Below are 25,034 nucleotides of genomic sequence, written 5' to 3'. Positions count from 1 at the left end.
AGAGGGCTTTGTGGACGGACCAGGTCGGCAAGGTACGGGTGCCATGAAGGTCCTGCACTTCTACAAGACCTTCGGTCTGGAACAGTTCGGCGGTGTCGAGATGTTCATTCGTCACCTGACCCACGCCACGGCTACCCAGGGCTGCGAGAACACCGTGCTGTCATTGGCCAAAGAACCGATGAAGCCGGTGACGACCTCCAGTTTCCGCTTGGTGCAGGCCAGGCAGGATCTGCATATCGCCTCCACTGGTTTTTCCTGGTCGTCGCTGGGGGCCTTCGCGAGCCTGGCCAAGCAGGCGGACGTCATCCACTACCACTTCCCCTGGCCATTCATGGACCTCGTCCACCTGCTCAAGGGGCTGGGCAAGCCGAGCGTGGTGACTTACCACTCGGACATCGTGCGGCAGAAGGCCCTGCTGCAACTCTATCGGCCCTTGATGCGCGCGTTCCTGGGACGGGTGGATTCGATCGCCGCGACCAGCCCCAATTATCTGGAAAGCTCTACCGTTCTGCAGCGCTATCAAGACAAGGCTTGCGCCATTCCCATCGGACTGGAGCAGGACCTGTATCCGCGTCCCGATGTCACCGAGGTAGCGAAGCTGCACCGGCGCTATGGCGAGCGCTTTTTCCTGTTCGTTGGCGTGCTGCGCTACTACAAGGGCCTGCACTATCTGCTGGAGGCGATGAAGGCCGCTTCCTGGCCGTTGCTCATCGTCGGTGCGGGGCCGCTGGAGCAGGAGCTGATGCAGATGGCCGTACAGCACGGCCTGAGCAATGTGCATTTCCTGGGGCAGGTCAACGAGCAGGAAAAGATCGATCTGATGTGGGCCTGCTATGGCGTGATCTTCCCCTCGCACCTGCGCTCGGAAGCATTCGGCATCGGCTTGCTGGAAGGTGCGATGATGGGCAAGCCGCTGATCTGCAGCGAGATTGGCACTGGCACCAGTTTCATCAATCAGCACGAGGAAACCGGCATCGTGGTTCCACCAGCCGACGCCTCGGCACTGCGCCAGGCCATGCAGACGCTGTGGGACGATCCTGCACTAGCCGCAAGGTATGGCGAGGCTGCACGTGCTCGATTCCTCGCTACCTTCACTGCGCGTGGGATGGGGGAGGCCTACGCTGAACTTTACGCACGCGTGGCCGGGCAACAGCGCACTGGGCAATCACCCGCTCAATGAAAAACGCCCGGCATCCCGCCGGGCGTTCTCATTTCACTCCAACACTTACTGCTGATGCAGCTTCCACGCATCCCCGTGGGGTGCGGTGCCCTTGTCGTAGGGTCGGAACAGGGTCATGTAGGCCAGGCCCAGGACGATCACGATGCCGCCCACCAGGATGATCCCGTAGTTCAGGTACCAGGGCGCGTCCGGGGTGCGTGGCCAGGACATGTTGATGATCGCCAGCACGCCGTAGGTCAGCGCCAGGATGTTCACGATCCAGCCCCAGTTGCCCAGGGTGAAGGCGCCGCTCGGCTTCCAGCCGCGCAGGCGGGCGAATAGGGCGCCGCCGACGATCATCTGGAACGACAGGTAGATGCCGATGGCGGCGAAGCTCACCACCATGGCGATGGCGTTCTGCAGGTAGAAGCCGGCGCAGACGATCACGCTGGGAATCACGCCGCAGGCGATCAGCGCCGCGACTGGTACGTGGGTGTTGGGCGACAGGCGTTTGAGCAGGCCGCTGCCCATCACCATTTCGTCGCGGGCGTAGGAGTAGAGCAGGCGGCTGGCGGCGGCCTGCAGGCTGAGCACGCAGGAGACGAAGGAGACGATGATCACGGCCATCACCAGGCGCGCGCCGGCCACGCCGAAGGCGTTGTCGAGGATGGTGGTCATCGGGTCCTTGTCGGCGCCGGAGATCACTGCTTGCATGTCCGGTACCGCGAGGATCAGCGCCAGGGCGGCGAAGATGGCCGCGCCGCCGCCGATCCAGATGGTCATGCGCATGGCCTTGGGAATCCGGCGGCTGGGGTTCGGGGTTTCCTCGGCGACATCACCGCAGGCCTCGAAGCCGTAGTAGAGGAACATCCCCGCCAGCGAGGCGGTGAGGAAGGCCGGCCAGTAGCTGCCGTCGATGCGGATGTCGAAGGTGTTGAACAGCACCGAGAACGGCTGGTGACGCTCGAAGATCAGCAGGTAGGTGCCGATCACCAGCGCGCCGAGCAGCTCGCAGATAAAGCCGAACATTGCCACGCGGGCCAGCAGCTTGGTGCCGGACAGGTTGAGCAGGGTGGCGATCACCGTCAGCGCCAGGGCGACGAAGGTGTTGGTCACCGGCGTGGATTCGAAGCCGAGCAGTGTGGCGATGTACGGGCCCGCGCCAAGTGCCACGGCGGCGATGGTCACGCACAGCGACACCGAGTAGATCCAGCCGACCATCCAGGCCCAGCGTTTGCCCACCAGGCGTCGCGCCCAGGGGTAGACGCCGCCGGAGATGGGGAACTGTGAAACCACTTCGCAGAAGATCAGGCACACCAGCATCTGCCCGATACCCACCAGCAGGTAAGACCAGAACATTGGCGGTCCGCCGGCGGCCAGGCACAGGCCGAACAGGGTGTACACGCCGACCACCGGCGAGAGGTAGGTGAAGCCCAGGGCGAAGTTCTGCCAGAGGGTCATGCTGCGTTCGAAATTGGAGGTGTAGCCCAGCGCGCGTAGTTGCTCCGCGTCGCGGTCCAGGGCGGCGCCTGGCTGGATAGAGCTGTTCATCGTGGGGTTCCTGTCTGAGGTTTTCGCGTCGGCAGCCAATCGGGTGCAACGGAAAGCGTTGTTGTTATTGTTCGGCGCGCGGCATCAGCCGCGCGCCGTCTTGCTCCAAACCTCTTGTGTTCCGGATCGCGTTACAGCTTGATCCAGGTCGCCTTCAGCTCGGTGTACTTGTCGAASGCGTGCAGCGACTTGTCGCGSCCGTTGCCRGACTGCTTGAAGCCGCCGAASGGMGCGGTCATGTCGCCGCCGTCGTACATGTTCACCCACACGCTGCCGGCGCGCAGGGCACGGGCGGTGAGGTGGGCCTTGGAGATGTCGCGGGTCCAGACTGCCGCCGCCAGCCCGTACGGGGTGTCGTTGGCGATGCGGATCGCTTCTTCGGCGTCCTCGAACTCGATGACCGAGAGCACCGGGCCGAAGATTTCCTCGCGGGCGATCTTCATCGTGTTGCTCACGCCGTCGAACAGGGTCGGCTCGACGTAGGTGCCACCGGTTTCCTCCAGCACGCGCTTGCCGCCGGTGAGGATCTTCGCGCCTTCGTCCTGGCCTGCCTGGATGTAGCCGAGCACCTGCTCCAGCTGGCGACCATCGACCAGGGCGCCGACGTTGGTTTCCGGGTCCAGCGGATGGCCGGCTTTCCAGCTTTTGAGCGCTTCGACCACCAGCGGCAGGAATTTCGCCTTGATCGACTTCTGCACCAGCAGGCGAGATCCGGCGGTGCAGACTTCGCCCTGGTTGAAGGCGATAGCGGCGGCGGCAGCTTCGGCGGCGGCCTGCAGGTCCGGGGCATCCTCGAAGACGATGTTCGGGCTCTTGCCGCCAGCTTCCAGCCAGACGCGCTTCATGTTCGATTCGCCGGCGTAGACCATCAGTTGCTTGGCGATCTTGGTGGAGCCGGTGAAGACCGCGGTATCCACATCCATGTGCAGCGCCAGGGCCTTGCCGACGGTATGGCCGTAGCCGGGCAGCACGTTCAGCACCCCGGCCGGCAGGCCAGCGTCGATGGCCAACTGGGCGATGCGGATGGCGGTCAGCGGCGAGCGCTCGGACGGCTTGAGAATCACCGAGTTGCCGGTGGCCAGCGCCGGGCCAAGCTTCCAGGCCGCCATCATCAGCGGGAAGTTCCACGGCACGATGGCGGCGACCACGCCCACCGGTTCGCGGGTGACCAGGCCGAGCTGGTCATGGGCGGTCGCAGCGACTTCGTCGTAGACCTTGTCGATGGCCTCGCCGCTCCAGCGCAGGGAGTCGGCGGCGCCTGGCAGGTCGACGTTCAGCGAATCGCCAATGGGCTTGCCCATGTCCAGGGTTTCCAGCAGCGCCAGCTCCTCGGCATGTTCTTCCAGCAGGGCGGCGAAGCGGATCATCACGGCCTTGCGGGTGGCTGGCGCTTCACGCGACCAGACGCCGGAGTCGAAGGTGGCGCGGGCGCTCTGCACGGCACGCTCGGCGTCGGCGGCGTCACAGCTGGCGACCTTGGCCAGCAGACGGCCATCCACCGGGCTGATGCAATCGAAGGTGTCGCCGGAGGCGGCGGCGAGGTACTCGCCCTGGATGAAGGCGCGGCCTTCGATCTTCAAGGCCTTGGCGCGGGCTTCCCATTCGGCGCGGGTTGGCTGGCTCATGCGTATCGCTCCTCGTTCTTGCTGTTGTGGGCGGAGACGGCCTGCGGACCGTCGCTGGCAAATACATTTGAAACCATATCTTAAGATTTTGCGGTTGCCAATACAGGTCGAAAAATGAACGTTTCAAAGCTCTTTTCAGAGCGAAATACCTTGCTGAAAGTGCCGAAAGCGATTTAAAAATATGGAGACATAGTTTTGAACGAAGGTGCTGCCAGCCTGCAGATAGACTTCGTCATCACCGCCAGAACAGGAACTTTTCGCGCAGGAAGCGTCCGCCCCAAGCGCCCCCTTCGCACTGCCGCCTATGAACGAATTCAGGAAAGTCCGCCCCGCCAGCTTCATGCGCCTGCGCCAGGAAGGGCGCACCGAGGAAGTCGCGCGCCGTCTGGTGGAGATGGTCGATCTCGGCCTCTACGCCGAGGGCGAGCAACTGCCCAGCGAAAGCGAGTTGGCCATGCAGTTCGGCGTCGCCACCGTGACCCTGCGCGATGCGCTGGCGGATTTGCGCGAACGCGGCGTGATCGAAACCCGCCGTGGGCGTAATGGCGGGAGTTTTGTCTGCTCGCCGCAGCACACGTCCGAGGACGCTCTGCTGGGGCAACTGCGCCAGATGAGTGCGCTGGAACTGCGCGACCTGGGCGACGAGCATGTCGCCATCGCCGGCGCCGCTGCGCGCCTGGCGGCGCAACGCTCCACCTCCGATGAGCAGGCGCGCATCGCTCAGTACCTGGATGCGCTGGCGAACGCCACGACTCGGCAGGAACAACGCCGCGCCGATGCGCGTTTCCATATCGAGATTGCCGTCGCCGCCCAGTCCGTGCGCCTGACCCACGCGGAGACGCGCCTGCAGGCGGAAATCGGCGAATGGCTTTGGCTGCTGGTGGAAGGCTTTCCGGGCGCTGCGGCCATCGAGCAGGAACACCGCGCCATTCTCGAAGCGATCAGTGCGGGCGACTCGAATCTCGCCAGCGCGCTGGCCGAAGCCCACGTCACCCGGGGCATCAGGCGGCTGATCAATCTGCGCCTGAGCTTGCTGGCCGACGACGGCTGAGTGGCACAACGCTTTCTGCTTTCCCGGCGCGCACGAGTGGGTGCGCAGCGAACCGACTGAGCGGGCCTCTCTGGCCTGCGCGATAACAAGAACAGCGAGGCACCCGGTCATGTCCAGCGAACAACCCTCGGATGAACTCCAGCGCTGCGCCCAGCGCATTGACGCTTCCATCCGTAACGTTTTCCAGCGTCTCGACGAACTGGCGGGCGACGTCGTGGCGATCTGGCGGGCGCTGGCGGAGGAAGGCAAGCGTCCGTCCTCGAAGGATCTCGGTGCACTGCGCCCGCGCATCCAGCACGACCTCACCGATGACGGTACGCGTCTGCACGGCACCGGCGTGGTGATCGAGCCGGGAGAACTGGCCGACCAGGACATGTACCTGGAGTGGTGGTACCACGGCCGCGGCGACAAGGTCGTGCCCATGAGCCTGAACTTCAACCGGCGCAGCGAGAGCTTCTACAACTACCTCAACATGCCCTGGTTCTCGCGCCCGCGCGCCAGCGGCCAGCCCTCGGTGGTCGGGCCCTTCGTCGATCTCTATGGCACCGACCTGTACATCCTCGCCTTCTCCGTGCCGATCCAGGTGGACGGTCGCTTCATCGGCGTCGCCGCCGCCGATATCGCCCTGCATGAGTTCGAGGGCGTATTGCTGGGCAACCTGATGCAGATGGGGCATGAGGCCCTGGTGGTCAACGGCGAGGGCCGCGTGGTGGCCGCAAACACTGCCAACTGGTTCGCTGGCGACCTTGCCTACCGCTCGCTGGGGCGCGATGCGCAGGGCCGCGAACAGGAGCTGGCAGCATCCTTTTCCCACTGGGCAGTCATCGAGCGACCGCTGAACCGCCGACTGTCCGGCGCGGCCTGAGGCTGCCAAACGCTGCGCAATTGGCTAGGCTAGGGCGGTTCCCAACCTGACGGAAACCGCCATGAGCCAGTCGCTCGACACACTGCCCGACTTCGAACCGCTGAGCGCCGTGGATGCTCGCGTACTCGGATGCCTGATCGAAAAGCAGCTCACCACGCCCGAAGCCTACCCGCTGACCCTCAACGCCCTGGTCACCGCCTGCAACCAGAAGACCAGCCGCGACCCGGTGATGAACCTCACCCCCGGTCAGGTCGGCCAATCCCTGCGCCACCTCGAAGGCCGCGAGATGACCCGTCTGGTGATGGGCAGCCGCGCCGACCGCTGGGAGCAGCGCCTGGACAAGGCGTTGGAGCTGGTCAAGCCGCAGGTGATACTGCTCGGCCTGCTGTTCCTGCGCGGCCCGCAGACGCTCAACGAACTGCTCACCCGCAGCCAGCGCATGCACGACTTCGACGACACCGAGGAAGTTCGCCACCAGCTCGAACGCCTCGCCGGCCGCGGCATGGCCATGCAGTTGGAACGCCTGGGCGGCCAGCGCGAAGACCGCTATATGCATTTGCTGGGCACCGAGGAGGACCGCGAGGCCGCCATCGCGGCCAGCGGTAGCCGAGCTTCTGGAGAGCGTAGCGACAGCGGCGGTCATGACGAAGGGCGACTGGTCGAGCTGGAAGGCCGCATTGCGGCTCTCGAAGAGCGTCTCGCCCTGCTGGAGCTAGGCGTCTCGCGCGACTGATGCGATGCACCGCGCAGGTGGACCCAGGTCAATCTGCGCGACGCTAATCCAGCGTTAAGATTTGCCGCCGATAGTTAGGCTTGACCCTTGCTGCACCCGGAGCTTTCTCATGAGTCATAAACCCTCCCAGGCCCAGCTGAATGCAGTGCTCAGCCAGCTCACGGAAAGCGACTTCAAATCCATCAGCGATCTGAGCGGGCCGCGCGAAGCCAACCTCCTCGCCATACGTGAGCTGTTTCGCCAGGGGCTGATCAAGGGTGTGCTGATTGATGATCCTTTCGGTACCGAAGACGACGACGGCCCGCTGCTGTGCAATGCCGAACGGTTGCGCCTGCGGAAGCCTTGTGCCCAAACGGTAGGGGAAGAGCGTGCCGAGTTGCTGATGCCGCGGCTGGGGTTCCTCACGCTCTAGGCAAATCGCAGACAAGAAAAAAGGCGCTGTGCTTGAGGCTCAGCGCCTTTTTCTTTGGACTTGGTGGAGCCGGGGGGATTTGAAACCGCGTCTAACCCTTGTTTGATGCGGGTTCCAAGCCAGAAGTTGGCATATTGCTGTCATTCTTCGCAAATCGCTCTTCCGCCTTTGATCCGGCAGTTTCGTCCGCCGTCGGCATCCACCGCCCATACACCCGGGCGATCATCGTCCAGTCGCTGTGCCCCATCTGCTGCGCCACCCACATCGGGTGTTCGCCGGCAGAAAGCATCATCGAGGCGTAGGTGTGGCGCGTCTGGTATGGCCGCCGGTACCGAACACCTGCGCGCTTCAGGGCGTACTGCCACAGGGTTTTCCGGATCGGGCCGTCGCCGGCCCAGCGCTCTCCGGTGCGCGGGTTCTGGAATACCTCTTGGTGCGCCAGATAGGTGAAGGCTTTCTGCGCCTTCAGTGCCTCCAGGGCGGGGCCGAGCAGCTTGACGCTCCGTCGGCTCGAAGCGGTCTTTGTCACCTCCGCTTTCCCTTTCGCCGCCTGCGTGATGGCCCGCATTACATGCACCTCACCGCGCAGCCAATCGATATCTCCCCACTCCAGGCCCACCAGCTCGCTGGTGCGCATCCCAGACCACAGGGCGAACTGCACCAGGTTCCGACCCTGACCCTCCATCGCGGCCAGAATCGCCTGCTGCTCCTCCGGCGAGAACGGGTCGACGTCATCGTCTTTCACCTCCTCCTTTCGGCTATACGTCCAGCCCGCGAGCGGGTTGCTGTCGATCAGCTCCTCCTCCACTGCATCACTGAGCGCCGAGCGCAGGCAGCTCTGGATATTCGACAGCGTCTTGTTGCTGACCTCGAGGCCGTCCAGCCAGTCCCGCACCGTCTTCCGCTTCACGTCGACCACCAGCAGAACGCCAAGGCCCGGAATCAGGCGGTGCTCGATGATCTTCCGATAACCGTCGAAGGTGCTGCTGGAGACGTGCTTGCGCTTCGCCTCCAGCCATCGCTTCAGGTAGCCCGTCAATGTCTCCTGCGATACCTCGGGGGCGAACCTGGCGGCGCGCGGGGATCCTGGGAAGGTCACGGCATAGTCGAAGGTTCCGGCGGCGATCGCGTGCTCGACCGCCGCCTTGTGCTGCTCAGCGCGCTTTAGGTTAGTGGCTGTGGGCTTGAGCGCGACCCTTTCGCGGCAGCGGACGCCGCGATACATGAAGGTGATTTCAATACTCGTATCGGAGACCGCTCGGACTCCCCGCCCATCTCTACCCATGATTCATATGCCTCTACGTCGATCAGCGTTCGGCCGTCCGGCGCACTGATCCAGATGTCATCCTTTCGCCAGACGCCGTCGCGGATCTTCGACCTGATGGCGGCCTCGGTATAGCCAGATTCCGCCGCGAACTTGCGAACCGTTACATATCGCATCCCCCGGCCCCCTTCGTGGCGCGCCACGTTTCATCGTTGTTCGATTTCGTGGCGCGGACAGGTCTACCGCGCTCGTCATATTCAGGCCGCTCCGGCGGGTACGCTTCGGCGGTCATCGCCTGATCGATGGCGGCGCGCAGGTTCTCGGTGTAGTTCTCGCCGAGCACACGGACGTGAGGCGCGCCCTGGTAATGGCCGACGATCTCAATGCTGATGGTGCTGTCGCCGGCATCGGCATTCGGGCTGCTGTCGTAGTGCACATCCCAGCAGTTGGCCTCGATGGCGTTGAGTCGTTCCATGTCCTGGCGCAGAGCTGCAACTTCATCCCTGAGCGCCTGGGCCTCGGCTTCGAGCGCGCGCCGAGTTCCCTCTGCTGCCTCAATGTAGTCGGTCTTGTGCTGGCGCAGAGCATGAACCTGCTGCTCAAGAACTTGGTAAGGCGTTAGCCGACCTTCGATCCTGGCAGCGATCATCGACCAGACCGTTTCGTATTCCGGCCAGTCGCTCTCGACCACAACGCATTCGCTAGTGGGAACCAAGTGCCGGTCCAGCCAGACGCGCAACTCTTGCTCGAGCGAGTCATGGGTTCTGCTTTCGGCGGAAAGATGTTTGCGCTTGATGACGATGAAGCGCTCTTCGCGCTTGAATTCACTCATCGCGACCTCCCTGCGCCGGTTCGTCGTCCGTAGCTGGTGTGCCGCCTAGGGTGCGAATGGCGCTCTCCAGAGCGGCCACTAAGTCGTCTTCCGCTTCTCGTCCACCGACGATCATTCCGCCGAATGGAGTGATGATGCCGTCCGCGAAGTAACGGCTGTGCTTGACCCATATCGACAGAGGCGGCACCGGCGACCCAGTTGAGTCTCGGACCTCTTCGCTGTGCCCGTTGAACGATATGCTCCAGTCCTCGTCCACCTTGTGCTCCCAGCAGCCCGGGAGGTCCTTAATCGAAGCCTGCCCACAGAGCGTGCCGAGCTGGCAGCAGAGGATGAAGGTAGCGCAGATGTCATCCATCACTCACCTCCCTGCGCCGGCGCGGCGGCGAGCAGCCCGCGCAGCTCATCGAACATCGGTCCGACCAGGCTGCGCGCCTTCCGGTCTGCCTCTTCCATCAGTTGGTACTCAGGATCGACGCTGGTGCCGAATGGGCAGTGCTCGCGAACGAACTTCAGGCGAGCGTTGTAGGCGCCCACCGCGTTGACGTGGGCTTCCTTGGCCTCGAACCATGCGCGGACGCCCTCCGGCACCTGCCCAGCCTGGGCGACCTGATCACTCCTCATGCTCTGCCAATGATGGCCGGCATGAACCCTATATCCTTCAACTAAGCAGTCGTAGATATTCCGCGATGTAAACCCATTAGCGACAGCTTGTTCGATGGATGAGAAAATAAGAACAGGTCCATTCCCTTCGGCCGGAATTGCCTTCACTGGATGAACAAGATGCCCAAGCTGGTAATATCCATGGTCGACGTTTTCGCTACGAGAGCACCACGCAAGGTTAATCACCCGATTGTCTGTCTTGTCTCCGTTGAGATGATTAACCTCATCAAGTCCTTCCGGGTTATCCAGAAATGCCTTGGCAACGACACGGTGAACTGATGTCTGTTCCCGTACCCCGTCCCTGTGCAAACTTGCTTTCACATAGCCGCTCGCCATTAGCGAATTGAGGCTAAGGTACTTCCCTGTTTTATCAGAGCGAAGTCTTCCTAAAGACGACACAGAATAGTGTCCATCAAAGCCAACAACCGGTCTCCACTCTTCCACCGGCTCCTGCCTCTCCAGCTCCACGACCCTGTCCTGGGCGGCGTCGCGCTCGGATTTCAGTTTCACTAGCTTGCCCCGAGTGAAAGCCAGCAAGGCCGCCGCCGCGTCAATCTGTGCGGCATCTTGAGCGCGGATTCGGTCGTGCTGGGCTACGGTCATCAGCGGTTCAGGGTCCTTCAATCCGTAATGATCCTCATAGAGGTTGCCGGATTCGCTGCTGCGATAGGCAACCGCAATTGGCCGCTCCAGCTCCGGCGCCGGGGAGGGTTGCGCCAGGGCGGCGCGGGCTTTCTCAATCGCCCAATCCAGCATGTCGAGCGTCTCGCACTTCTCGATCATTATGTAGGTCTGCCCAGTGTTCTTTAGCTTCTCAGGCTGGCCTTTCCGATTGGCCACCCACTCACGAACGCGGATCAGCTCTTGCAGGGCTAGAGACTCCCGTTCCCCCTGCGCTACTTCTGTATGCGCGCAATCGCAAGGAACCATTGCAGCCTCACCCCAAGGGTGGATTCCGCCTGAGTCAGCATCGCCAGTGCCGCCGCACTTCTTGCATTGAAGGGATGGCTGCGCAAGCGCTGCGCGAGCCTTCCAAGCCTTCCACGCGTCATCGATAGACTTGAGGTCGTAGTCAGCTATAGCGCCACGCCGGAACCAAAACTGCTGATCGGCTGGGGACAGGCGGCGCTCTTTGGATTCATGCGCTTCAAAAGCCTCGCGCTCCACTTTTTCGTCATCTGCCTGCTGACGCATCTTCTGCACCGACGCTGCAATCTCCTCGCAAGCATCAGCCCATGCGTCGCCTTCCAGGCTCTCCAGCCAGGCGCAGGCATCCACAGGTGCGTTATCGTCCTTGTTGCACTGGGCAGCAGTGTGCCCTCCCGCACCGCAGAGGGTGCAGGCTTGTTGTTCGGTCATGGTTCAGCCCTCTACGGGGTATTGGATGGTGCCGCGCTCGCCCTGGCGGGAGTCGATTGCGGCCTGGATCAGCTGTCGGCCCAGCGCGTGGGCCTGGTCTGGATCGAGTTCGGCGCCGAGTCGTGGAAGGCCGTCGATCAGCAGGTACGGCTTCCCGTTGCGGCCCTGGCGGTGCTCGACGGTCAGTTGGATGGCTTGCATGGTGCTTGCTCCTTGAGGGCAGGCCTGCAGCGCAGGCAGTCGCATTTCTCGGAGGGTTGGCCGGTGCCGCGGCAGAAGGTGGGGCGGGTCATGGCGTCGGCGCCAGGTTGTTCAGCAGCCCGCGCAGCTTCGGATGCATTTCCAGGTAGTCGAGATCCGGGGCGATGATCTCGTTGTCCGGGTTGTGGATGACGTAGCACATGCCGCCGATGATTCGTCCGTGGAAGTTTGGGGCCCGGCAGAGCAGGCGAGCCAGGTGGTTGTAGAGCACCTGCAGGTGCTCCGGATCTTCCGCGTCGAACTCGCTATCCGTCGCGCTCAGGAACTCCAAGAGGTTGTCCGGAGCATCTGGAATAGGGCTGGGGCCGCCCCAATGCTGATCGATGGTATCGAGCAGTTGCAGCAGCTCGCCTGCTGCGTCGATGTCGCGATCGCTCGCCTTGGCCATCATCATGCTGCTGCCCTCGCTGGTTCGGTGATCTGGCTGGCGTCGATGGCGCGCATGCCCAGGTTCTTGGCGACGGTAAACTCCAGGCGCGCCCCCTTGGAGTGGATCCAGCCAGGGAGGAGGGCGATGGAGTCGCAGGTGACGAGTTGGACAAGCGCCAGGCGCATATAGCCGGCCCAGGTGCCGCAGGCTGGCGCCGGGTTCTCGGCGGGGTTCTCGACGTGGTAGCCGAGCTGGCGCAGGCGCGCGGCCTCGGCGTGGAATGCTGGGTAGTTGAAATCCGGCAGGCCGGTCATGGGGCCGGCGAGGTAGATGCGCTTCATTTCGTGAGCGCCTCCAGGTCGCCAATGATCTCGCCATATGCCCAGCGCGCCTTCTCCGCCGTCACCGGCACAACGATCAAGCCGCACTCAATTGCCTCCATCACATCGTCTGGATGGCGCCGGCCGATGAATTTGCATTCCATGGTCTTGGGATCAATGCCGGCTACGGCCAGCGGTTCATTTTCTTCGGGCATGACTTCGTCCTCGCGCCGTAGTGGCGCAATGGCATGGAGTGGAGTAGGTTCGGCTCACCAACAAGGAGAGCCACATGGACGGAATTACTGCAGTGCTGATCCTGGTGATTGGCGGCGCCATCTACTTCCTGCCATCGATCATCGCTGGCAAGCGCAATCACCCTCAGGTCGTGCCGATCGTTCTGCTGAATGTCTTCATCGGCTGGACCTTCATCGGCTGGGTTGTGGCGCTGGTGTGGTCTTCGACGAACTTCAGTGTGAAGAACCCTGGCTGATAGCCAGCGGCAGGGTATTGGGGTAGGTTCGGATGGCCCGGCATGTGGCCGGATCAAGGAGAGTGCGATGGTGTGGATCGTGAAGATGACTGGCGATGACGGCGTGTACTACGGCACTTCGCCCGACACTGAGGGGATTCGATACCGAACCGCTAAACCTGAAAACGCCGAACAGTTTGAAAGCAAACAGAAAGCTGAATCTGTTTTCTACTGGTTCCACCAGATGCGGGAACTCCAGAAGTACAAGCTGGAGGCGGTGGAGCTGTAGCAACGGCGAGCTAGCGCTAGAGCTGTTGCGCCAGCCTCCGCCCGATCCAACGCACCACGGGAATAGCCTTGCTGTTCCCGATGGCCTTGTAGCGGGGGCCGTCGACGTCGCGGACATACCAGCGCTTGCTGCGCTTCGCCTGCCGCACAGCCAGGCCTTCGGATTGGCACGACTCTGGCGTCTCGCTGGCATCCATCGGCCGCCAGCCATCCCAGCCAGGGACCAACGTGTAGTCGTCAGGAAATCCCTGTAGCCGCTCGCATTCGCGCGGAGTGAGTCGCCGAACTCCGGCGGCGGCCGTCGTCAGCGGCTGACCTCTACCGGTTCCATCTTCGCTGGCGTCGAAGCCTTCCGCCTTCAGGGTGTGAGTGATCTCGCCGGTGATGCAGACGGCCACCTGGCCGCCGGCGTTGGCGTGGCTGCCATCGTGCCCCATCGCGCGCAGGGTCGGCGCCAGTGAACCCGCATCCGCGCCGTAATCCTTGCAGCTGAAGGCGAGCACGGCGTTCTCCTGGCCATGGTTCCGGCCAAGTGTGTGCGCCATGTCGCCGAGCACGTCAGGATCTTGGGTGCCATGGATAACCAGCAGCCCCGACTCGGCATCCTGCTGCGTTGCGCTGCCGGCCGCTTTTCCGCTGGCCTGGAGCGTGCCGGCAACGGTTGGGATATCGTCCAGGCTGTAGTCGCCGCGCTTTCGAGCGCCGCCAGCAAGCGTCGGCGCCACACAGAATGTTTCAGAAGCGAAGTCGTTCCTGGCTCCGTGCGCAGTCAGCGCGCCGGCCTGGAAGAGTGAGCGCGACTGGTTCTCTCCGCCGAAGGCCGGCACACCGGCCAACACTTCGACGGCAGGACCTTCGTCTCCTTCGCAGTTCGGGCAGCCCCAGGCGCCCAGGTTTATTCCGAAAAGGTAGCCGCACCCGCACTGGAGCGAAGGGCCGAAAGGAGCGTGTCCGGCAACGTCTTTCCCCTCGCCTCGGCGCGGCGGATGATCCCGGCGCAGGCCTTCGCGCTCAAAAAGTACCGCTGCGGGATCGAATCCAGCTCGAGCACTTGCGACAACGAACACACGGCGGCGTCGTTGGGCCAGGCCGAAATATTGGGCATCCAAAACCCGCCATGCAATTGTTCGCCGGGGTCCATACACACAACCAGCGTCCTTCCACCTGCCCCCTGGCGGCTGGAGTTCTTCGGATTCGCCCACCAGGGCGCCGAGGAAACAGCCGAACGCGTTTTTCTTGTCGGAGAGGACTCCGGGGACGTTTTCCCAGAGGCAGACGGCTTCAGGCTCGCCTCGCCGGGTTCGAACATGGTCAATTGCATCGAGGAGCTCCACGTATTTGATGGTGAGGGCGCCGCGCGGATCGGCCAGGCCTTCGCGCATGCCGGCCACGCTGAAGGCCTGGCATGGAGTGCCGCCTACCAGCAGCGGCGGTGCCTTGATCGCGCCGGTCAGCACCTGGCGCGCGAGCTTCTTCATGTCGCCGAGGTTGGGAACTTCGGGCCAGCGGTGAGCCAGGACGGCACAGGGAAAGGGTTCGATCTCGGCGAACCAGTCGGCGCGAAAGCCCAGTGAGTGCCACGCAACGCTCGCGGCCTCGATGCCGCTGCAGACCGATCCGTAGCTGATCACAAGCCGTCCTCCAGCTGGCTGAGCGCTTTTCTCACGGCATTGGCCAGCGCAGGGTTGGCTTTGTGATCCTCCAGGAGTCGCGTCACGGTGCGAATGCAGATGGAGGCACGGCGCCTCAGCGCGCCACGCCCGTCCTCCACCTCGCTCAGCTCATCCTCTATGTCGCGAATCTGGGCGCGCAGTTCATCCATCTCGACATCGCGCGCCGCCGCTCCCGTGGCTATACGCAGCGCGAGCTCAGCTGCAGCCTCAGGGTGAATGCTGGCGTAGTCCTGCAGCTCCTGATCGGAGCAGGCCTGTACAGGTAGGCTCATGACTTTCTCCAGGTAGAGCGCCGCCGCGCCGCGAGTGCAGCGGATGGCGTGGTAATAGGGTTATGCAGCGTCGAGGGCGTGGCACTCGATGTCGCGGTCGTTCCAGCCGGCTACCCACCAGAAGCTGGCCGCGCTGAATCCGTGCGGCGGAAGGCATGGGCGGCCTTCTTCGCGGGCCTTGCGCCCCTGGTAGTAGGCAACGTGAAGGCAGAGAGGCCGGCTCACGACTCGATCCGGTCGAGAAGCTCAGCCTCCTTCCGGCCGAGCCTTTCGAGCTGACGCGCCACGAATTCCGATGGTGTGAAATCGTGGCGCGGAATAGCGAGGAGGGGAGCCGAACCTTCCTGGCCCAGGTCATGGGCATGCATGATCAGGAGCTGAACCGCTTCGGAGATCTCCTCGATGCCATGCCAGCCCATCAGATCGGCGAAGACCTGCCTCGGCCCCGGGCGCAACCTGTGGCGCAGCAGTTCGTTGCAGTTATCGCCACCTGAGCCTCGGTCGATGAAGAACTTCGCGGAGGCTTCTTTTCCCAGGGCGTGAGTATTCAGGATGAGCAACTGAACCGCTTCGCTGATCTCGAGCAGGCCATGCCAGAGCATTAGGTTTTCCAGCATCGCCCGAGTGCCATGGCGCACCTGGTGCCGCAGCTCGATTTCGTCCAGGCGCTGGCGCTTTTCGGCAGAGGCCTTGCTGCGTTCCTTCTGGGACTTGGCCATCAGCCTTCCGCTCCGATGTCATCGCGCTTGCGGATGGTTAGCTGCTCAGCGCGAGCAATCGCTTCCTGGTAATCACGACGGAAACTGGCGACCTTGTCGGTTGCAGTGTCGATGATGTGAAAGAAGCCGCGGCCAGAGGGGCGGATCTGGTAGGCAGGCTTTTCCACTACGACGGTGCGGCGCTCTTCGAATGCGGCGCGCGCTGCGGCGGACAGGGTCAGCAGCTGGGCCAGCTGCGGGCGAGTGTTCAGCTGTTGCATGGCGATCACCTCGTCTGGGTGGTGGCTTCCTTTGGGCAGCACTCCAGCGCGCGGCTGTGCGCCGGTTGGCGCCGCGGAGGAGTGCTCTCGAAAGGGATCAGGGAATGGAAGGTGGAAAGGCCCGTCCGACAGGGCCTTTCCGGCGCTCACGTCCGCCTTATGTCGGTGAGCGTTTCGCGGCTCGCCCGGCTTGTTGCCGAACTACCAGGGCTGTCGGTTACATGGCTGCATCCTCCCTCTTAGTTAGCTGATAGGCCTTGGTCAGCGCTCCGCTGACTGGGCATCCCCTGGCCAGGACCGCTCTGGCAAGTGCGGCACGGTCCCGGTGTGAGTGACTGGTCTGCCGCAGCAGCCCGAAGTAGCTGTTGGCGATAGTGCGGAGGTCATCCGGCGCAGCTGCAGCGACTCGCCGTATGGCTTCCTTCACTGTTCTCGCACGAGTTGTGCGGCGCCATGGCTTGATGACATGGCCCACGAAGTCGATGCCGCGCTCTACCGGCTGCAGGATGGTCTTCTTCGGGTTGAGTCTGGCGCCCAGGCTTGGCAGAAAGGCCTCGATCTCTGCCAGCCAGGCGTTCAGCTGCTGCGGGGAATCGTGGAGTAACACGAAGTCGTCCACGTAGCGGATGTAGTGCTTCGCCCGCAGCCGGTGCTTCACGAACTGGTCCAGCTCGTTCAGATACACATTGGCGAAGAACTGAGAGGACAGGTTGCCGATGGGGAGTCCAAGGTGTGCCGCCTGCGCCGTCAGTTGCTTGTGCTGTGGCACTTTGTTGAACAGGCCTCTGGGGCTGCGCACCTCGTAGTCGGCGCGCGGGTCGTGCCACAGGATCTGGAGCGCCAGTTGGCGCCACCAGGGCTCGTCAATCAGGCGCACCAGTTGGTTGGTCAGCACGCGCTTGTCGATGGCCACGAAGAAGTTCGCTAGATCACATTTCAGGTAATGCGCTGGGCGGCTCCAGTTCTGCGTCACGCTCCGTACCTTCGCCTCCAGGCGCTCGGCGGCGTACAGGGTGCCGCGCCCTGGAATGCAGGCGCAGCTGTCGGCGATGAACTTCGCCTCTATGTCGGCGCCGATATGGTTGTAGAGCAGGTGATGAACAATGCGATCCCGAAAGTCGGCAGCCCATACCTCGCGATGCTTTGGCCTGGTTATGACAAAGCAGATGGAGCGGCCCGGCTTGTATGTTCCGCCGAGGAGCTCTTCGTAGAGCCCCAGCAGGTTCTCTTCCAGGTTCAGCTCGAACCGGCGCGCACTGTTGGTGTTGAGCTTGTGGCGCCGACAGTCGAAGTAGGCCTGGGCCAGCTCTTCGAACGTAAAGGGTGCAACCATTGAATCTGCGGACGGGGCGCACGAGGCGCTCGTTGTTCTTGTCGTTGTTGTTCTGCCAGCCATTCTCGAAGTCCATGTTGTAGGCGTTGTTGGCGGAGTACTGCGACCTATCGTGCTATCCACGTCGCCCTGCCGATTGCTCAGCAGGGGAACTGCGCCAGGCCTCGCCGGTGTCCGGTGGTCCCTGTGGATGCGCTTGGCGGTGCCCGGGGCGGGCAGCGGCACGACCAGATTCAGCGCGCAGACAAGAGGGCCGTAGCTCTCAGGTAACGGGCGCGGTTGCGGTTCTCTTCCAGGCATTTGCCTGGCGGCCTATTGAGGCGGTTAGCTTCATGGCCTGAGCGTGCTGCGGGATGCTGATGAATCGCTCGTTCACCATCGCGCGCAACAGGTGGTTGATCATCCAAACGCTTTCGAGGAGAAGATCCAGGTGCTGACGCCTATTCCGGTCCATGTTGGCCCGACCAATCAGCACCATCACCTGCAGGGCTTCGTCACGGAGCTTCCCACCGACTAGCTGCTTCATGTCCCTTGGGATATGCCTGACTAGCTTGAGGACAACGCCGAGCAGTTCCTCGGCACTACGGTGAATCTCAAGATCGGTATGCAGCGCCACCCTGGCACCTCAAAAAGCGAGGGCGCATACGCGCCCATGAATGAAGGATTGAAGGACTAGAGGAATTTCCTGCGGACGGGGCGCACGAGGCGCTCGTTGCCCTTGTCGTTGTAGTTCTGCCAGCCACCCTCGAAGGCCATGCCGTAGGCGTAGTAGGCGGAGTACTGCGTGCTCAGCCAGTAGAAGCGGTCCTCGCGCAGGTCAGTGATCGCGCCGGCATGCTTGGCCGCCATGATCAGCTGACCTTCCAGGCAGGAAGGGATGAAGGCGCCGAGTTCCAGTGCCTTCTTCGCGATCTCGCTACCGGCCTCGGCCATGGCTCGAGTACTGGTCTCGCCATCTACCCAGTGGGTGCCGGCGATGTCCTGGCCGTATTCGCCCCAGGCGCCTTCGAATTCGTGCTCCGCGCCCAGCAACACCAGGGCGCGGGCTTGTTTGCCCGCCCAGTAACGGCCAACGAAGATGCCGCCGGCCAGGGGCTGGCCAACAGCGGGAAGTTCTGCAGCAGTGATGCTGGTGATGATCTCGGTCATGGTGATGTCCTTGTGCTCGACTGGGCTTAAAAAGAACCCGGCCGAAGCCGGGCAATACCAAGGGGGATTGATGCTGGTAGGCATCCCGCTGCCGCCTCAGCGAAGCGGCAGAAGTGATGCCTACATGTGCATGGACACGGTGACCACTCCGTTACTGGCGCGGATGATGGTCCAGCGGCGCAGGGGAGTTGCCAGGCCGAACTTGCGAGCGGCCGCCGTCTTCACCTGCTGAACCACGTCCTGGAGGGATTCGCCCTCGTCGGGTATGGCCAGCCACTGAAGGCGCTTGCCGTTGCTCAGGTGTGCGTCGATGTTGAATTGAGCCATTTCCTTTACCTCCCTGTTGTCATCCCAAAGCGCCCTCTGGGGAAGGCGCTTCAGTGATGCATTGGTGCCGCTCGCACCTGCTGGGATCTTGCGCGGCTGCATGCTCAGCGATGTACGTATGGCCCGCCGCCGATGCGTGCAGCTCAGGCCTTAAGGTCGGTTGGCTTGGGGCTTCCCTGGTCATGGCGCCGTGCGCGTCGTTCTCGTTTCGCCATGGTCATCGGGCATATGCAACTCGCCGCGTGCAGCCCCGGTGCCCAGTTGGTGTAGGGCACACGACGAGAGGTACGGCGCGCCTTTCGCCGAGGCTTGGCGCGCTAATTCGATTCGGTGTCTCCCCAGTCCACTACTGGTGGTTCTGGTCCTCACACCTGCTTGCCGGGTCATTCACACGGTTTGGCGTTTCGCCGCGCTCCACCCTTCAGCCCCTCAGTTGGCCTCTAGATGGGTGCGCCGGTCGCCGGTAGCGGCAGGTGCTGTATTCGTCATTGGGTGCGTTGTTAAAGAGCGGTCGGCTCGGTGGCCTGGCGCCGGTGTGCTGGCGTGACCTAAATATCAACCGTAAGTTGCAATCAGTCAACAACCAATAGTTGATATTTTGGCTGATGTAGGTCAACTGATTGATTTTTAAGGAGATAAAATTAATTCAACCAAAGGTTCTTGATCAGGCGAGGACGCTCAAATACTGTATGTACATACAGCATTGGCATGGAGCTATGTGATGGCAAAGCAACCGAAGAAGGTGTCCCGAGACACGGCGTCTAGCAGTCCTGTTGACCGTCTGCGCCTGCGAATTTCCGAGATGATCCACAGCCCCCGCGCGCAGGCGGCGCACCGCGCGACGATCTGGCGAATCGACAGCGATACGGATGCGGCGTGGAGCCAGGTGATGGGGGAGCTGGCCGAGACTGACGGTCTTGAGGTGACACACAACGAAGATGGGACGGTTCAGCTGCAGTGGACTGCCGCTGATCAGGAGGAAGAGATGCCTCCGGAAGACGTGTCTTATGTGGATGAGCTCACGATGATAAGGACGGAGCTCGCGCCAGAGGTCACCTTCCAGCAACTTATGCAGCAGCCATCACCGTTCTAGCGCTAGAGCTTCCTGGCGTTCCAGGCAACCAGAACGCGCGCATGCACAAATAGGTCCTCGATGCGCGCTTTCCTGGGCTGATACGTCGGGTTGTCGGAGATGATCTCCACATGTTCCGAGTCCAGGAGCTGGAGGCGCTTCACGTTGAAGAATCCTTCCCACGTGAAGGCATAGACCCCATCGCCGATGAACGACTGGACGCCGCGATCGACCAGCAAAGGGCTCTTGTCGTTGATGGTGCCCTCCATGGACTGGCCGATGCCGGTCATAAAGCAGAGATTGGTGGGCGACGTGTAGGTCAGCGCCATTTCTCGAACCATGTCCTCGGAGATGATGACGTTGCGGATGTGGCGCACGTAATCATCCGGAATCTGGCCGGCGCCCATCGATCCGCGCACATCATATTGCGGGATGGACAACTCTCCAGGACGCACACGAATGACAGCCAGCTCATCATCTGCCAGAGAGGCTAGCGGCGCCGATTCTGACTCAACGGCCTGGACTATCTTGTTCCTGGCGTCCGCGGTTAGCGACTTGCCGTGCTTCTCAAGCATTTTGCGAACTATGTCGGCCGATGACGGGGCTGCCGCGGAGATCTCCTTCATCTCGCCATGGCCGTATTCCAGCCATTCGGTACGAACTCCAAGCCACTTCGCCAGCTTCTCGATGTGAGAGCGCTCAGGGATAGAAGCCCCGGTCAGCCACTTGTGCGTCGCTTGCTTCGTAGCGCTGACGCCGAGTTTCGAGAGCTCAGCGTGAAGGTCTGTATTGCGCCCGCGCTCAGCCCTGACACCAGAGGCGCCATCGAGAGCTTTGTTCAGGCGAGCTGCGAAAGCGTCGCGGATGTCTTGAGACTCAACCATTAGTTGATGCTTGCATGAAGCTTGTGCAACAGTCAGTTGATGTTTAATATCAACTGAGGGTTGATAAGAGAGGTTGACCATGAAGAATCCTTCTTCCGTTGGTGGCCCGGTAGCTGAAGCGGTCACTCGAGCGGGCGGGGCGATCGCAGTTGCCAAGGCCTGCAAGAAAACGCGCCAGGCCGTGGACAAGTGGGTGCAGCGCAATCAGTTGCCGCGCACCGAGTACACCGGGGAAACCAACTACGCCGACTGTATCGCTGATCTGGCCAAGGCGAGAGGCGAACTGGTTGACCCTTCCGAGCTTCGCAGCAGCGCTGCTCCGGGTCGCTCTGCCGCCTGACTTGTAACCACATATTGCCGCCGGCCTGCCGCTGGGGCTACGCGAAAAAAATCGGAGATTCGCAATGGAAGAGTTCGAGCGCGCCCTGCACCGGGCAGTGAAAGCGGAAGGCGGAACCGCCCTGGCAAAGCGCATGGGGGTCAATGAGACCCGACTGCTGGATTGTGCCAATCCAAACCGGGACAGCCATCGCATGAGCGTGGAGATGTTCGGCCAGATCCTGACTCACCTTCCGGACGAAGCTCGAGAGCTGGTCCTGAATGCGCTGGCGGGGGAGTTCGGTCTGGCAGTCGTCAAGAAGGACCAGCCCAAGCCGGTTGGCCTGACTGCCTCGCTGCTGACGGTCGGGAAGGAGGTCTCCGACTTGACCATCGCGGTGCATACCGCCCTGCAGGACGGCCATGTCACCCAGATCGAGAAGGCCTCGATCCGCAAAGAGCTCGCACACGTCCGGTCGAGCCTGGACGAGATGGAAGCATCCGTCAGCGCTGCCTGACGCCAGAAAAGAAAAACCCCGGCCAGGTGTGGGGACACGGCGCCGGGGTTCAGAACACAGGAGGCAGTATGCACATCACTTCTGATACCAGCAACACCGCGCCACGAAATCACCTTGTGCAAAACGTGGCGCGCATGACGATGACGTCGCGCGAGATCGCCGAGCTCACTGGTCGGCGCCATGACCAAGTACTTCGCACTGCGCGGGAGTTGGTCGAACAGGGGGTAACACAATCTGTGGAGACCCCCTACGTCCATGAACAGAACGGCCAGGAGTACCCCGAGCATCTGCTGTCCAAGCGCGACAGCCTGGTGCTGGTCGCGCGCCTGTCGCCCGAGTTCACTGCCAAGATCGTTGATCGGTGGCAGGAGCTGGAATCCATGCAGGCGCCGGCGCTTGCACTGCCCAACTTCGCCAACCCGGCAGAGGCCGCCAGGGCCTGGGCTGTTCAGTTCGAGCAGCGTCAGGTTGCCGAGCAGGCCCTGATGATCGCCGCGCCAAAGGTTGAGTTTGTAGACCGCTACGTCGAGACGAAGGGCTCGATGGGCTTCCGCCAGGTGGCGAAGCTGCTGAAGGCGAATGAGCACCAGCTGCGTGACATGCTGATCCGCAAGAAGGTGATGTACTACCTGAACGTGGCGCTCACCGCTCACAGCAACCACATCGCCGCCGGCCGGTTCGAGACCAGGACGGGCACCAGCGAGCACAACAGCCACGCCTACACACAGGCGCGGTTCACTACGAAGGGCGTGCAGTGGGTTGCCAGCCTTTGGGCCGAGCACCAACTGGAGCGCGCGCAGTGAGCACGATCATCATGTCGGCCTGCTGGCCGCTCCAGGGGCTCACCCCTGCCCAGAAGTCCGTCCTTATCAGCCTGGCGGACAACGCTAACGACGAGGGTGTGTGCTGGCCTTCGGTGGCGAAGATCGGTGAGCGCACCTGCCTCTCCGAGCGCGCTGTGCAGCAAGCGATCAAGGTGCTGAGCGAGTGCAAGGTGCTGCGGATCGAGGGGCGTCAAGGTCGGTCGACCATGTTCACCGTAACCCCCGCAGCATTTGCACCCCCGCAGAAGGTGCGCCCCCGCAAGAAATGCACCCCCGCAGCAAATGCACCCACCCCCGAACCTGATGCACCCCAACCCCCGCAGGATGTGCACCCCACCCCCGCAGCATCTGCACCCAGAACCGTAATAGAACCGTCAGTAGAACCAACAGGGAACCTTTTGCCGGCCGATTCCGGCCAGCCCGACGAGAAGGCTGTGCGGCAGGAAGACTGCCGGGCAATCTGGTCGGCCTATGCGGCGGCGTACAACAACCGCTACGGCACGGACCCTGTCCGCAATGCCAAGGTCAACACCCAGGTGCGGGACCTGCTGAAGCGCTTGGGAGCGGCTGAGGCCCCGGCGGTGGCCGCCTACTTCGTCGGCATCAACGACGCCTACCTGATCCGCAATTGCCACGACCTGGGTTCGCTGCTGGCCAAGGCGGAGTCGTACCGCACCCAGTGGGCGACCGGCTCCCAGGTCAACGGGACCACCGCCCGCCAGATCGAGCAGACCCAGGCGAACGCCAATGCCGCGCTGACGGCGGCCCAGAACCTGCGCGGCAAGGGGGAGGGCGGCAAGAATGCTTTCCTCTGACCAGAAGGCCGAACTGGCCATGGCCATAGTGGCCACCGCTGAGGTACTAGGGCAGCTGATGAGCGCGAATGCGGCCGAGATGATCGCTGAGGACCTGGCCGAGCATCCTGTCGAGCTGATCGCCAATGCCCTGCGCGCGTGCCGTCGTGAGCTGACCGGCAAGCTCACATTGGCGGCGATCCTGCAGCGGGTCCACGGCGCCGATGGCCGCCCCGAGCCGAACGAGGCATGGGCGATCGCCATGCAGTCGATGGACGAGGCCGAGACGGTGCTCATGACGCCGGAAATTCAGAAGGCGGCGGCCGCGGCGACGCCGATCTACGAAGCCGGCGACAAGGTGGGTGCCCGGATGGCGTTCATCTCGGCCTACGAGCGCTTCACGCTCGCCGCCCGCCAAGAAGCGCGTCCGGTGAGTTGGGCGCTGTCCTTGGGGCATGACCAGAACAGCCGGGCTCGCGCCATCGAGGAGGCGCGCGTGCTGGGGCGTCTTCCTGCGCCCACTGCAACCCTGCTGCTCACCCATCACAACCTGGAGCCTGCGGGCGAGGGCGGCAGGGCCATCGCTGGCCTGCTGACCGGCGACTCTGTCCAGGCACCCGCCGCAATTCGCGAACGCCTGGAGGCGCTCCGTACCGGCCTGGATCACCTGCGCCGTGAGCGTGCCGAAGAGCGCCGGGCATCCCGCATGGATATGACCGACGAGCAGCGTACCGAGCTGCGCGAACGAAGCGAGGCCAGGTCGGTCCGGCTGCTGAAGGGGCTTCTGGTTGCCCAGGCCCAGGCAGATCAGTTGCTCGCTGGCGAAATCATCGAAATCACCAAACGCGCCCAGGAGGTGCCGAATGCCTGAGTTGACGCCCCTGAAGTTGCGCGCCAAACGAAACGCAGACGGTAGTCAGGTTGCTGACTGCTGGATGACCGATGCCGGTTACACCGTCGCTGTGTGCCGGCTGCCGGAAACCCGCTACACGGTGACACGCCCCGGCGGACGAGAGCCCTCGTTCTACTTGGCCACCCGCGACGAGGTGGTGGCGATCATCAAGGCTGATATGCAGGCCAGCGAGGTGACTCATGCTGACGCGTGAGCAGGTCGTCGCCATGACCCAGGAGCAATTGCTTGCTGCCAAGGCAGATGCAGCTGATCGGCACAAGCTCAACATGGACTGTCAGCAATTCGCAGCAGGCGTCTCCATGAAGCGCACTCACGGCGGCTCGAAGGTCCGAGCTACCAGGGTTGCGAAGACTGACTGGAGTCGCATCCGCAAGCTGGAAGCCGAAGGTCGAGACATACGCTTCGAGCGCAACCTCATCGACGAAGAGATCAAGCGGAGGTCGCATGCCGAAGAAGCACGGGCCTGAGTTCAAGCGGGAGCAGATCGAGGTTGAGCGCTGCCGCCCCTGTCGAGGCACCGGCACAGTCCAGGGTGTCTTCTACCAACTCCCCTGTGACGACTGCGGCGGCGTTGGCTGGGTGGCTCGCGGTCTGATCGGCGTGAGCATTCAGGACCTTGCCTGGGCGCTCGGTCAGCGCGCCAACAAGGCCGAGAACGACCTGTCCGAGCGCATCCGCATCGCAGTCATCGCTGGCAACAACGAAAGCGAGTGGAACAACCAGAAGGGCCCAGGCGGCTCTCACTTCAGTGGGGACTGA

The 25,034-nt window shown here is 62.8% G+C and carries 36 protein-coding genes; 16 read left to right on the top strand and 20 right to left on the bottom strand.

All coding sequences use genetic code 11. The features are described 5' to 3' along the window. Positions 1-43: 43 nt before the first annotated feature. On the top strand, positions 44-1,180 hold the full coding sequence (locus tag A9513_RS20665; RefSeq protein ID WP_065085458.1) for a glycosyltransferase: 1,137 nt from the start codon (positions 44-46) through the stop codon (positions 1,178-1,180). A gap of 45 nt (positions 1,181-1,225) precedes the next feature. On the opposite strand, the gene A9513_RS20660 is transcribed toward A9513_RS20665, so the two are convergent. Together A9513_RS20660 and A9513_RS20655 are read right to left on the bottom strand one after the other, a co-directional pair. Further along, entirely contained in the window at positions 1,226-2,710 is a 1,485-nt protein-coding gene (locus tag A9513_RS20660; protein WP_024764805.1) for an APC family permease, read from the bottom strand. A gap of 131 nt (positions 2,711-2,841) precedes the next feature. Further along, positions 2,842-4,335 (bottom strand): aldehyde dehydrogenase, encoded by a 1,494-nt coding sequence (locus A9513_RS20655; RefSeq protein WP_065085457.1) that lies wholly within the window; start codon positions 4,333-4,335, stop codon positions 2,842-2,844. 304 nt (positions 4,336-4,639) lie between these two features. Here A9513_RS20655 and A9513_RS20650 point away from each other — a divergent pair, with 304 nt between their 5' ends. From A9513_RS20650 to A9513_RS20635, 4 genes are all read left to right on the top strand, one after another. Continuing rightward, a complete protein-coding gene (locus tag A9513_RS20650) occupies positions 4,640-5,386 on the top strand; it encodes a FadR/GntR family transcriptional regulator (protein WP_037016039.1) in 747 nt (248 codons plus the stop codon). A 109-nt stretch (positions 5,387-5,495) separates the two neighbouring features. Further along, positions 5,496-6,251, top strand: a complete 756-nt coding sequence (locus tag A9513_RS20645; protein ID WP_024764808.1) for a cache domain-containing protein — start codon at positions 5,496-5,498, stop codon at positions 6,249-6,251. Between the two features lie 61 nt (positions 6,252-6,312). Beyond that, positions 6,313-6,984 (top strand): YceH family protein, encoded by a 672-nt coding sequence (locus A9513_RS20640; protein WP_024764809.1) that lies wholly within the window; start codon positions 6,313-6,315, stop codon positions 6,982-6,984. Positions 6,985-7,093: 109 nt separating this feature from the next. Next, a complete protein-coding gene (locus A9513_RS20635; protein ID WP_024764810.1) occupies positions 7,094-7,396 on the top strand; it encodes a hypothetical protein in 303 nt (100 codons plus the stop codon). Between the two features lie 91 nt (positions 7,397-7,487). Here A9513_RS20635 and A9513_RS20630 read toward each other — a convergent pair whose 3' ends face one another. The 8 genes from A9513_RS20630 to A9513_RS20595 form a co-directional block, all read right to left on the bottom strand. Further along, positions 7,488-8,681 (bottom strand): Arm DNA-binding domain-containing protein, encoded by a 1,194-nt coding sequence (locus A9513_RS20630; protein ID WP_065085456.1) that lies wholly within the window; start codon positions 8,679-8,681, stop codon positions 7,488-7,490. 142 nt (positions 8,682-8,823) lie between these two features. Continuing rightward, a complete protein-coding gene (locus A9513_RS36165) occupies positions 8,824-9,492 on the bottom strand; it encodes a hypothetical protein (RefSeq protein ID WP_176707271.1) in 669 nt (222 codons plus the stop codon). Beyond that, a complete protein-coding gene (locus A9513_RS20620; protein WP_065085455.1) occupies positions 9,485-9,847 on the bottom strand; it encodes a hypothetical protein in 363 nt (120 codons plus the stop codon). Before A9513_RS20620 ends, A9513_RS36165 begins: the two co-directional genes overlap by 8 nt. After that, positions 9,847-11,511: an NUMOD4 motif-containing HNH endonuclease gene (locus tag A9513_RS20615; protein ID WP_065085454.1), complete on the bottom strand. Its 1,665-nt coding sequence runs from the start codon at positions 11,509-11,511 to the stop codon at positions 9,847-9,849. The genes A9513_RS20620 and A9513_RS20615 overlap by 1 nt, the downstream gene beginning before the upstream one ends. Positions 11,512-11,514: 3 nt before the next feature. Continuing rightward, the gene (locus tag A9513_RS20610; protein ID WP_065085453.1) at positions 11,515-11,712 is read right to left on the bottom strand and encodes a hypothetical protein; all 198 of its coding nucleotides are present in this window, start codon (positions 11,710-11,712) and stop codon (positions 11,515-11,517) included. A gap of 88 nt (positions 11,713-11,800) precedes the next feature. Beyond that, positions 11,801-12,166, bottom strand: coding sequence for a hypothetical protein (locus tag A9513_RS20605; RefSeq protein WP_065085452.1), 366 nt, complete (start codon positions 12,164-12,166; stop codon positions 11,801-11,803). Continuing rightward, a complete protein-coding gene (locus A9513_RS20600) occupies positions 12,163-12,483 on the bottom strand; it encodes a DUF4406 domain-containing protein (RefSeq protein WP_065085451.1) in 321 nt (106 codons plus the stop codon). The genes A9513_RS20605 and A9513_RS20600 overlap by 4 nt, the downstream gene beginning before the upstream one ends. Next, positions 12,480-12,677, bottom strand: coding sequence for a hypothetical protein (locus tag A9513_RS20595; protein ID WP_065085450.1), 198 nt, complete (start codon positions 12,675-12,677; stop codon positions 12,480-12,482). The genes A9513_RS20600 and A9513_RS20595 overlap by 4 nt, the downstream gene beginning before the upstream one ends. A 74-nt stretch (positions 12,678-12,751) precedes the next feature. On the opposite strand from A9513_RS20595, the gene A9513_RS20590 reads away from it, so the two are divergent. Beyond that, complete coding sequence (locus A9513_RS20590; RefSeq protein WP_065085449.1) at positions 12,752-12,952, top strand: superinfection immunity protein; 201 nt, start codon at positions 12,752-12,754, stop codon at positions 12,950-12,952. 67 nt (positions 12,953-13,019) lie between these two features. Next, positions 13,020-13,220 carry a hypothetical protein gene (locus tag A9513_RS20585; RefSeq protein ID WP_065085448.1) on the top strand — a complete coding sequence of 67 codons (201 nt, stop codon included), beginning with the start codon at positions 13,020-13,022 and terminating at the stop codon, positions 13,218-13,220. Between the two features lie 16 nt (positions 13,221-13,236). Here the strand turns inward: A9513_RS20585 and A9513_RS20580 are convergent, their stop codons facing one another. From A9513_RS20580 to A9513_RS20545, 9 genes are all read right to left on the bottom strand, one after another. Then, positions 13,237-14,850: a DNA cytosine methyltransferase gene (locus A9513_RS20580; RefSeq protein ID WP_065085447.1), complete on the bottom strand. Its 1,614-nt coding sequence runs from the start codon at positions 14,848-14,850 to the stop codon at positions 13,237-13,239. Next, a complete protein-coding gene (locus tag A9513_RS20575; protein ID WP_065085446.1) occupies positions 14,847-15,164 on the bottom strand; it encodes a hypothetical protein in 318 nt (105 codons plus the stop codon). The genes A9513_RS20580 and A9513_RS20575 overlap by 4 nt, the downstream gene beginning before the upstream one ends. Positions 15,165-15,224: 60 nt before the next feature. Further along, entirely contained in the window at positions 15,225-15,389 is a 165-nt protein-coding gene (locus A9513_RS36160) for a hypothetical protein (RefSeq protein ID WP_176707270.1), read from the bottom strand. Continuing rightward, positions 15,386-15,883, bottom strand: a complete 498-nt coding sequence (locus A9513_RS36155) for a hypothetical protein (protein WP_176707269.1) — start codon at positions 15,881-15,883, stop codon at positions 15,386-15,388. Before A9513_RS36155 ends, A9513_RS36160 begins: the two co-directional genes overlap by 4 nt. Next, positions 15,883-16,143 (bottom strand): hypothetical protein, encoded by a 261-nt coding sequence (locus A9513_RS20565; protein WP_065085445.1) that lies wholly within the window; start codon positions 16,141-16,143, stop codon positions 15,883-15,885. Before A9513_RS20565 ends, A9513_RS36155 begins: the two co-directional genes overlap by 1 nt. Positions 16,144-16,360: 217 nt before the next feature. Further along, a complete protein-coding gene (locus A9513_RS20560) occupies positions 16,361-17,476 on the bottom strand; it encodes an RNA-directed DNA polymerase (RefSeq protein WP_065085444.1) in 1,116 nt (371 codons plus the stop codon). Positions 17,477-17,738: 262 nt separating this feature from the next. Continuing rightward, a complete protein-coding gene (locus A9513_RS20555; RefSeq protein WP_065085443.1) occupies positions 17,739-18,092 on the bottom strand; it encodes a four helix bundle protein in 354 nt (117 codons plus the stop codon). Between the two features lie 56 nt (positions 18,093-18,148). Further along, positions 18,149-18,625: a DUF1566 domain-containing protein gene (locus tag A9513_RS20550; protein WP_065085442.1), complete on the bottom strand. Its 477-nt coding sequence runs from the start codon at positions 18,623-18,625 to the stop codon at positions 18,149-18,151. 120 nt (positions 18,626-18,745) lie between these two features. Further along, on the bottom strand, positions 18,746-18,952 hold the full coding sequence (locus A9513_RS20545; protein WP_065085441.1) for a hypothetical protein: 207 nt from the start codon (positions 18,950-18,952) through the stop codon (positions 18,746-18,748). 721 nt (positions 18,953-19,673) lie between these two features. Between A9513_RS20545 and A9513_RS20540 the strand changes: the two genes are divergently transcribed. Next, entirely contained in the window at positions 19,674-20,045 is a 372-nt protein-coding gene (locus A9513_RS20540) for a DUF1654 domain-containing protein (protein ID WP_065085440.1), read from the top strand. A gap of 2 nt (positions 20,046-20,047) precedes the next feature. Here A9513_RS20540 and A9513_RS20535 read toward each other — a convergent pair whose 3' ends face one another. After that, positions 20,048-20,989 (bottom strand): S24 family peptidase, encoded by a 942-nt coding sequence (locus tag A9513_RS20535; protein WP_083196174.1) that lies wholly within the window; start codon positions 20,987-20,989, stop codon positions 20,048-20,050. Here A9513_RS20535 and A9513_RS20530 point away from each other — a divergent pair. The 8 genes from A9513_RS20530 to A9513_RS20495 all read left to right on the top strand — a co-directional run bounded on the left by A9513_RS20530 (position 20,988) and on the right by A9513_RS20495 (position 25,034). Beyond that, positions 20,988-21,248, top strand: coding sequence for a hypothetical protein (locus tag A9513_RS20530; protein ID WP_065085439.1), 261 nt, complete (start codon positions 20,988-20,990; stop codon positions 21,246-21,248). The genes A9513_RS20535 and A9513_RS20530 overlap by 2 nt on opposite strands. A 64-nt stretch (positions 21,249-21,312) precedes the next feature. Next, complete coding sequence (locus A9513_RS20525; RefSeq protein ID WP_065085438.1) at positions 21,313-21,744, top strand: phage regulatory CII family protein; 432 nt, start codon at positions 21,313-21,315, stop codon at positions 21,742-21,744. 68 nt (positions 21,745-21,812) lie between these two features. Continuing rightward, positions 21,813-22,547, top strand: a complete 735-nt coding sequence (locus A9513_RS20520; protein WP_065085437.1) for a phage antirepressor KilAC domain-containing protein — start codon at positions 21,813-21,815, stop codon at positions 22,545-22,547. Further along, entirely contained in the window at positions 22,544-23,383 is an 840-nt protein-coding gene (locus tag A9513_RS20515; RefSeq protein ID WP_065085436.1) for a helix-turn-helix domain-containing protein, read from the top strand. Before A9513_RS20520 ends, A9513_RS20515 begins: the two co-directional genes overlap by 4 nt. Next, positions 23,370-24,233: a hypothetical protein gene (locus tag A9513_RS20510; RefSeq protein ID WP_065085435.1), complete on the top strand. Its 864-nt coding sequence runs from the start codon at positions 23,370-23,372 to the stop codon at positions 24,231-24,233. The genes A9513_RS20515 and A9513_RS20510 overlap by 14 nt, the downstream gene beginning before the upstream one ends. Then, positions 24,226-24,468 (top strand): hypothetical protein, encoded by a 243-nt coding sequence (locus A9513_RS20505; RefSeq protein ID WP_255302879.1) that lies wholly within the window; start codon positions 24,226-24,228, stop codon positions 24,466-24,468. Before A9513_RS20510 ends, A9513_RS20505 begins: the two co-directional genes overlap by 8 nt. Beyond that, positions 24,455-24,742: a hypothetical protein gene (locus A9513_RS20500; RefSeq protein ID WP_065085434.1), complete on the top strand. Its 288-nt coding sequence runs from the start codon at positions 24,455-24,457 to the stop codon at positions 24,740-24,742. Before A9513_RS20505 ends, A9513_RS20500 begins: the two co-directional genes overlap by 14 nt. Further along, a complete protein-coding gene (locus A9513_RS20495; protein WP_065085433.1) occupies positions 24,720-25,034 on the top strand; it encodes a hypothetical protein in 315 nt (104 codons plus the stop codon). The genes A9513_RS20500 and A9513_RS20495 overlap by 23 nt, the downstream gene beginning before the upstream one ends.

This window comes from Pseudomonas sp. AU12215, from assembly GCF_001675465.2.
Taxonomy (GTDB): Bacteria; Pseudomonadota; Gammaproteobacteria; order Pseudomonadales; family Pseudomonadaceae; genus Pseudomonas; species Pseudomonas nitroreducens.
The sequence above is the reverse complement of the archived record's forward strand: the minus strand, read 5'-3'. Positions and strand labels throughout refer to the sequence as shown.

Excerpts from the sequence above, each read along its gene's own strand:
- A9513_RS20665 (WP_065085458.1), top strand. The coding sequence starts at position 44 with ATGAAGGTCCTGCACTTCTACAAGACCTTCGGTCTGGAACAGTTCGGC.
- A9513_RS20660 (WP_024764805.1), bottom strand. The coding sequence starts at position 2,710 with ATGAACAGCTCTATCCAGCCAGGCGCCGCCCTGGACCGCGACGCGGAG.
- A9513_RS20650 (WP_037016039.1), top strand. The coding sequence starts at position 4,640 with ATGAACGAATTCAGGAAAGTCCGCCCCGCCAGCTTCATGCGCCTGCGC.
- A9513_RS20645 (WP_024764808.1), top strand. The coding sequence starts at position 5,496 with ATGTCCAGCGAACAACCCTCGGATGAACTCCAGCGCTGCGCCCAGCGC.
- A9513_RS20640 (WP_024764809.1), top strand. The coding sequence starts at position 6,313 with ATGAGCCAGTCGCTCGACACACTGCCCGACTTCGAACCGCTGAGCGCC.
- A9513_RS20635 (WP_024764810.1), top strand. The coding sequence starts at position 7,094 with ATGAGTCATAAACCCTCCCAGGCCCAGCTGAATGCAGTGCTCAGCCAG.
- A9513_RS20630 (WP_065085456.1), bottom strand. The coding sequence starts at position 8,681 with ATGGGTAGAGATGGGCGGGGAGTCCGAGCGGTCTCCGATACGAGTATT.
- A9513_RS36165 (WP_176707271.1), bottom strand. The coding sequence starts at position 9,492 with ATGAGTGAATTCAAGCGCGAAGAGCGCTTCATCGTCATCAAGCGCAAA.
- A9513_RS20620 (WP_065085455.1), bottom strand. The coding sequence starts at position 9,847 with ATGGATGACATCTGCGCTACCTTCATCCTCTGCTGCCAGCTCGGCACG.
- A9513_RS20615 (WP_065085454.1), bottom strand. The coding sequence starts at position 11,511 with ATGACCGAACAACAAGCCTGCACCCTCTGCGGTGCGGGAGGGCACACT.
- A9513_RS20610 (WP_065085453.1), bottom strand. The coding sequence starts at position 11,712 with ATGCAAGCCATCCAACTGACCGTCGAGCACCGCCAGGGCCGCAACGGG.
- A9513_RS20605 (WP_065085452.1), bottom strand. The coding sequence starts at position 12,166 with ATGATGATGGCCAAGGCGAGCGATCGCGACATCGACGCAGCAGGCGAG.
- A9513_RS20600 (WP_065085451.1), bottom strand. The coding sequence starts at position 12,483 with ATGAAGCGCATCTACCTCGCCGGCCCCATGACCGGCCTGCCGGATTTC.
- A9513_RS20595 (WP_065085450.1), bottom strand. The coding sequence starts at position 12,677 with ATGCCCGAAGAAAATGAACCGCTGGCCGTAGCCGGCATTGATCCCAAG.
- A9513_RS20590 (WP_065085449.1), top strand. The coding sequence starts at position 12,752 with ATGGACGGAATTACTGCAGTGCTGATCCTGGTGATTGGCGGCGCCATC.
- A9513_RS20585 (WP_065085448.1), top strand. The coding sequence starts at position 13,020 with ATGGTGTGGATCGTGAAGATGACTGGCGATGACGGCGTGTACTACGGC.
- A9513_RS20575 (WP_065085446.1), bottom strand. The coding sequence starts at position 15,164 with ATGAGCCTACCTGTACAGGCCTGCTCCGATCAGGAGCTGCAGGACTAC.
- A9513_RS36155 (WP_176707269.1), bottom strand. The coding sequence starts at position 15,883 with ATGGCCAAGTCCCAGAAGGAACGCAGCAAGGCCTCTGCCGAAAAGCGC.
- A9513_RS20565 (WP_065085445.1), bottom strand. The coding sequence starts at position 16,143 with ATGCAACAGCTGAACACTCGCCCGCAGCTGGCCCAGCTGCTGACCCTG.
- A9513_RS20560 (WP_065085444.1), bottom strand. The coding sequence starts at position 17,476 with ATGGTTGCACCCTTTACGTTCGAAGAGCTGGCCCAGGCCTACTTCGAC.
- A9513_RS20550 (WP_065085442.1), bottom strand. The coding sequence starts at position 18,625 with ATGACCGAGATCATCACCAGCATCACTGCTGCAGAACTTCCCGCTGTT.
- A9513_RS20545 (WP_065085441.1), bottom strand. The coding sequence starts at position 18,952 with ATGGCTCAATTCAACATCGACGCACACCTGAGCAACGGCAAGCGCCTT.
- A9513_RS20540 (WP_065085440.1), top strand. The coding sequence starts at position 19,674 with ATGGCAAAGCAACCGAAGAAGGTGTCCCGAGACACGGCGTCTAGCAGT.
- A9513_RS20530 (WP_065085439.1), top strand. The coding sequence starts at position 20,988 with ATGAAGAATCCTTCTTCCGTTGGTGGCCCGGTAGCTGAAGCGGTCACT.
- A9513_RS20535 (WP_083196174.1), bottom strand. The coding sequence starts at position 20,989 with ATGGTCAACCTCTCTTATCAACCCTCAGTTGATATTAAACATCAACTG.
- A9513_RS20525 (WP_065085438.1), top strand. The coding sequence starts at position 21,313 with ATGGAAGAGTTCGAGCGCGCCCTGCACCGGGCAGTGAAAGCGGAAGGC.
- A9513_RS20520 (WP_065085437.1), top strand. The coding sequence starts at position 21,813 with ATGCACATCACTTCTGATACCAGCAACACCGCGCCACGAAATCACCTT.
- A9513_RS20510 (WP_065085435.1), top strand. The coding sequence starts at position 23,370 with ATGCTTTCCTCTGACCAGAAGGCCGAACTGGCCATGGCCATAGTGGCC.
- A9513_RS20505 (WP_255302879.1), top strand. The coding sequence starts at position 24,226 with ATGCCTGAGTTGACGCCCCTGAAGTTGCGCGCCAAACGAAACGCAGAC.
- A9513_RS20500 (WP_065085434.1), top strand. The coding sequence starts at position 24,455 with ATGCTGACGCGTGAGCAGGTCGTCGCCATGACCCAGGAGCAATTGCTT.
- A9513_RS20495 (WP_065085433.1), top strand. The coding sequence starts at position 24,720 with ATGCCGAAGAAGCACGGGCCTGAGTTCAAGCGGGAGCAGATCGAGGTT.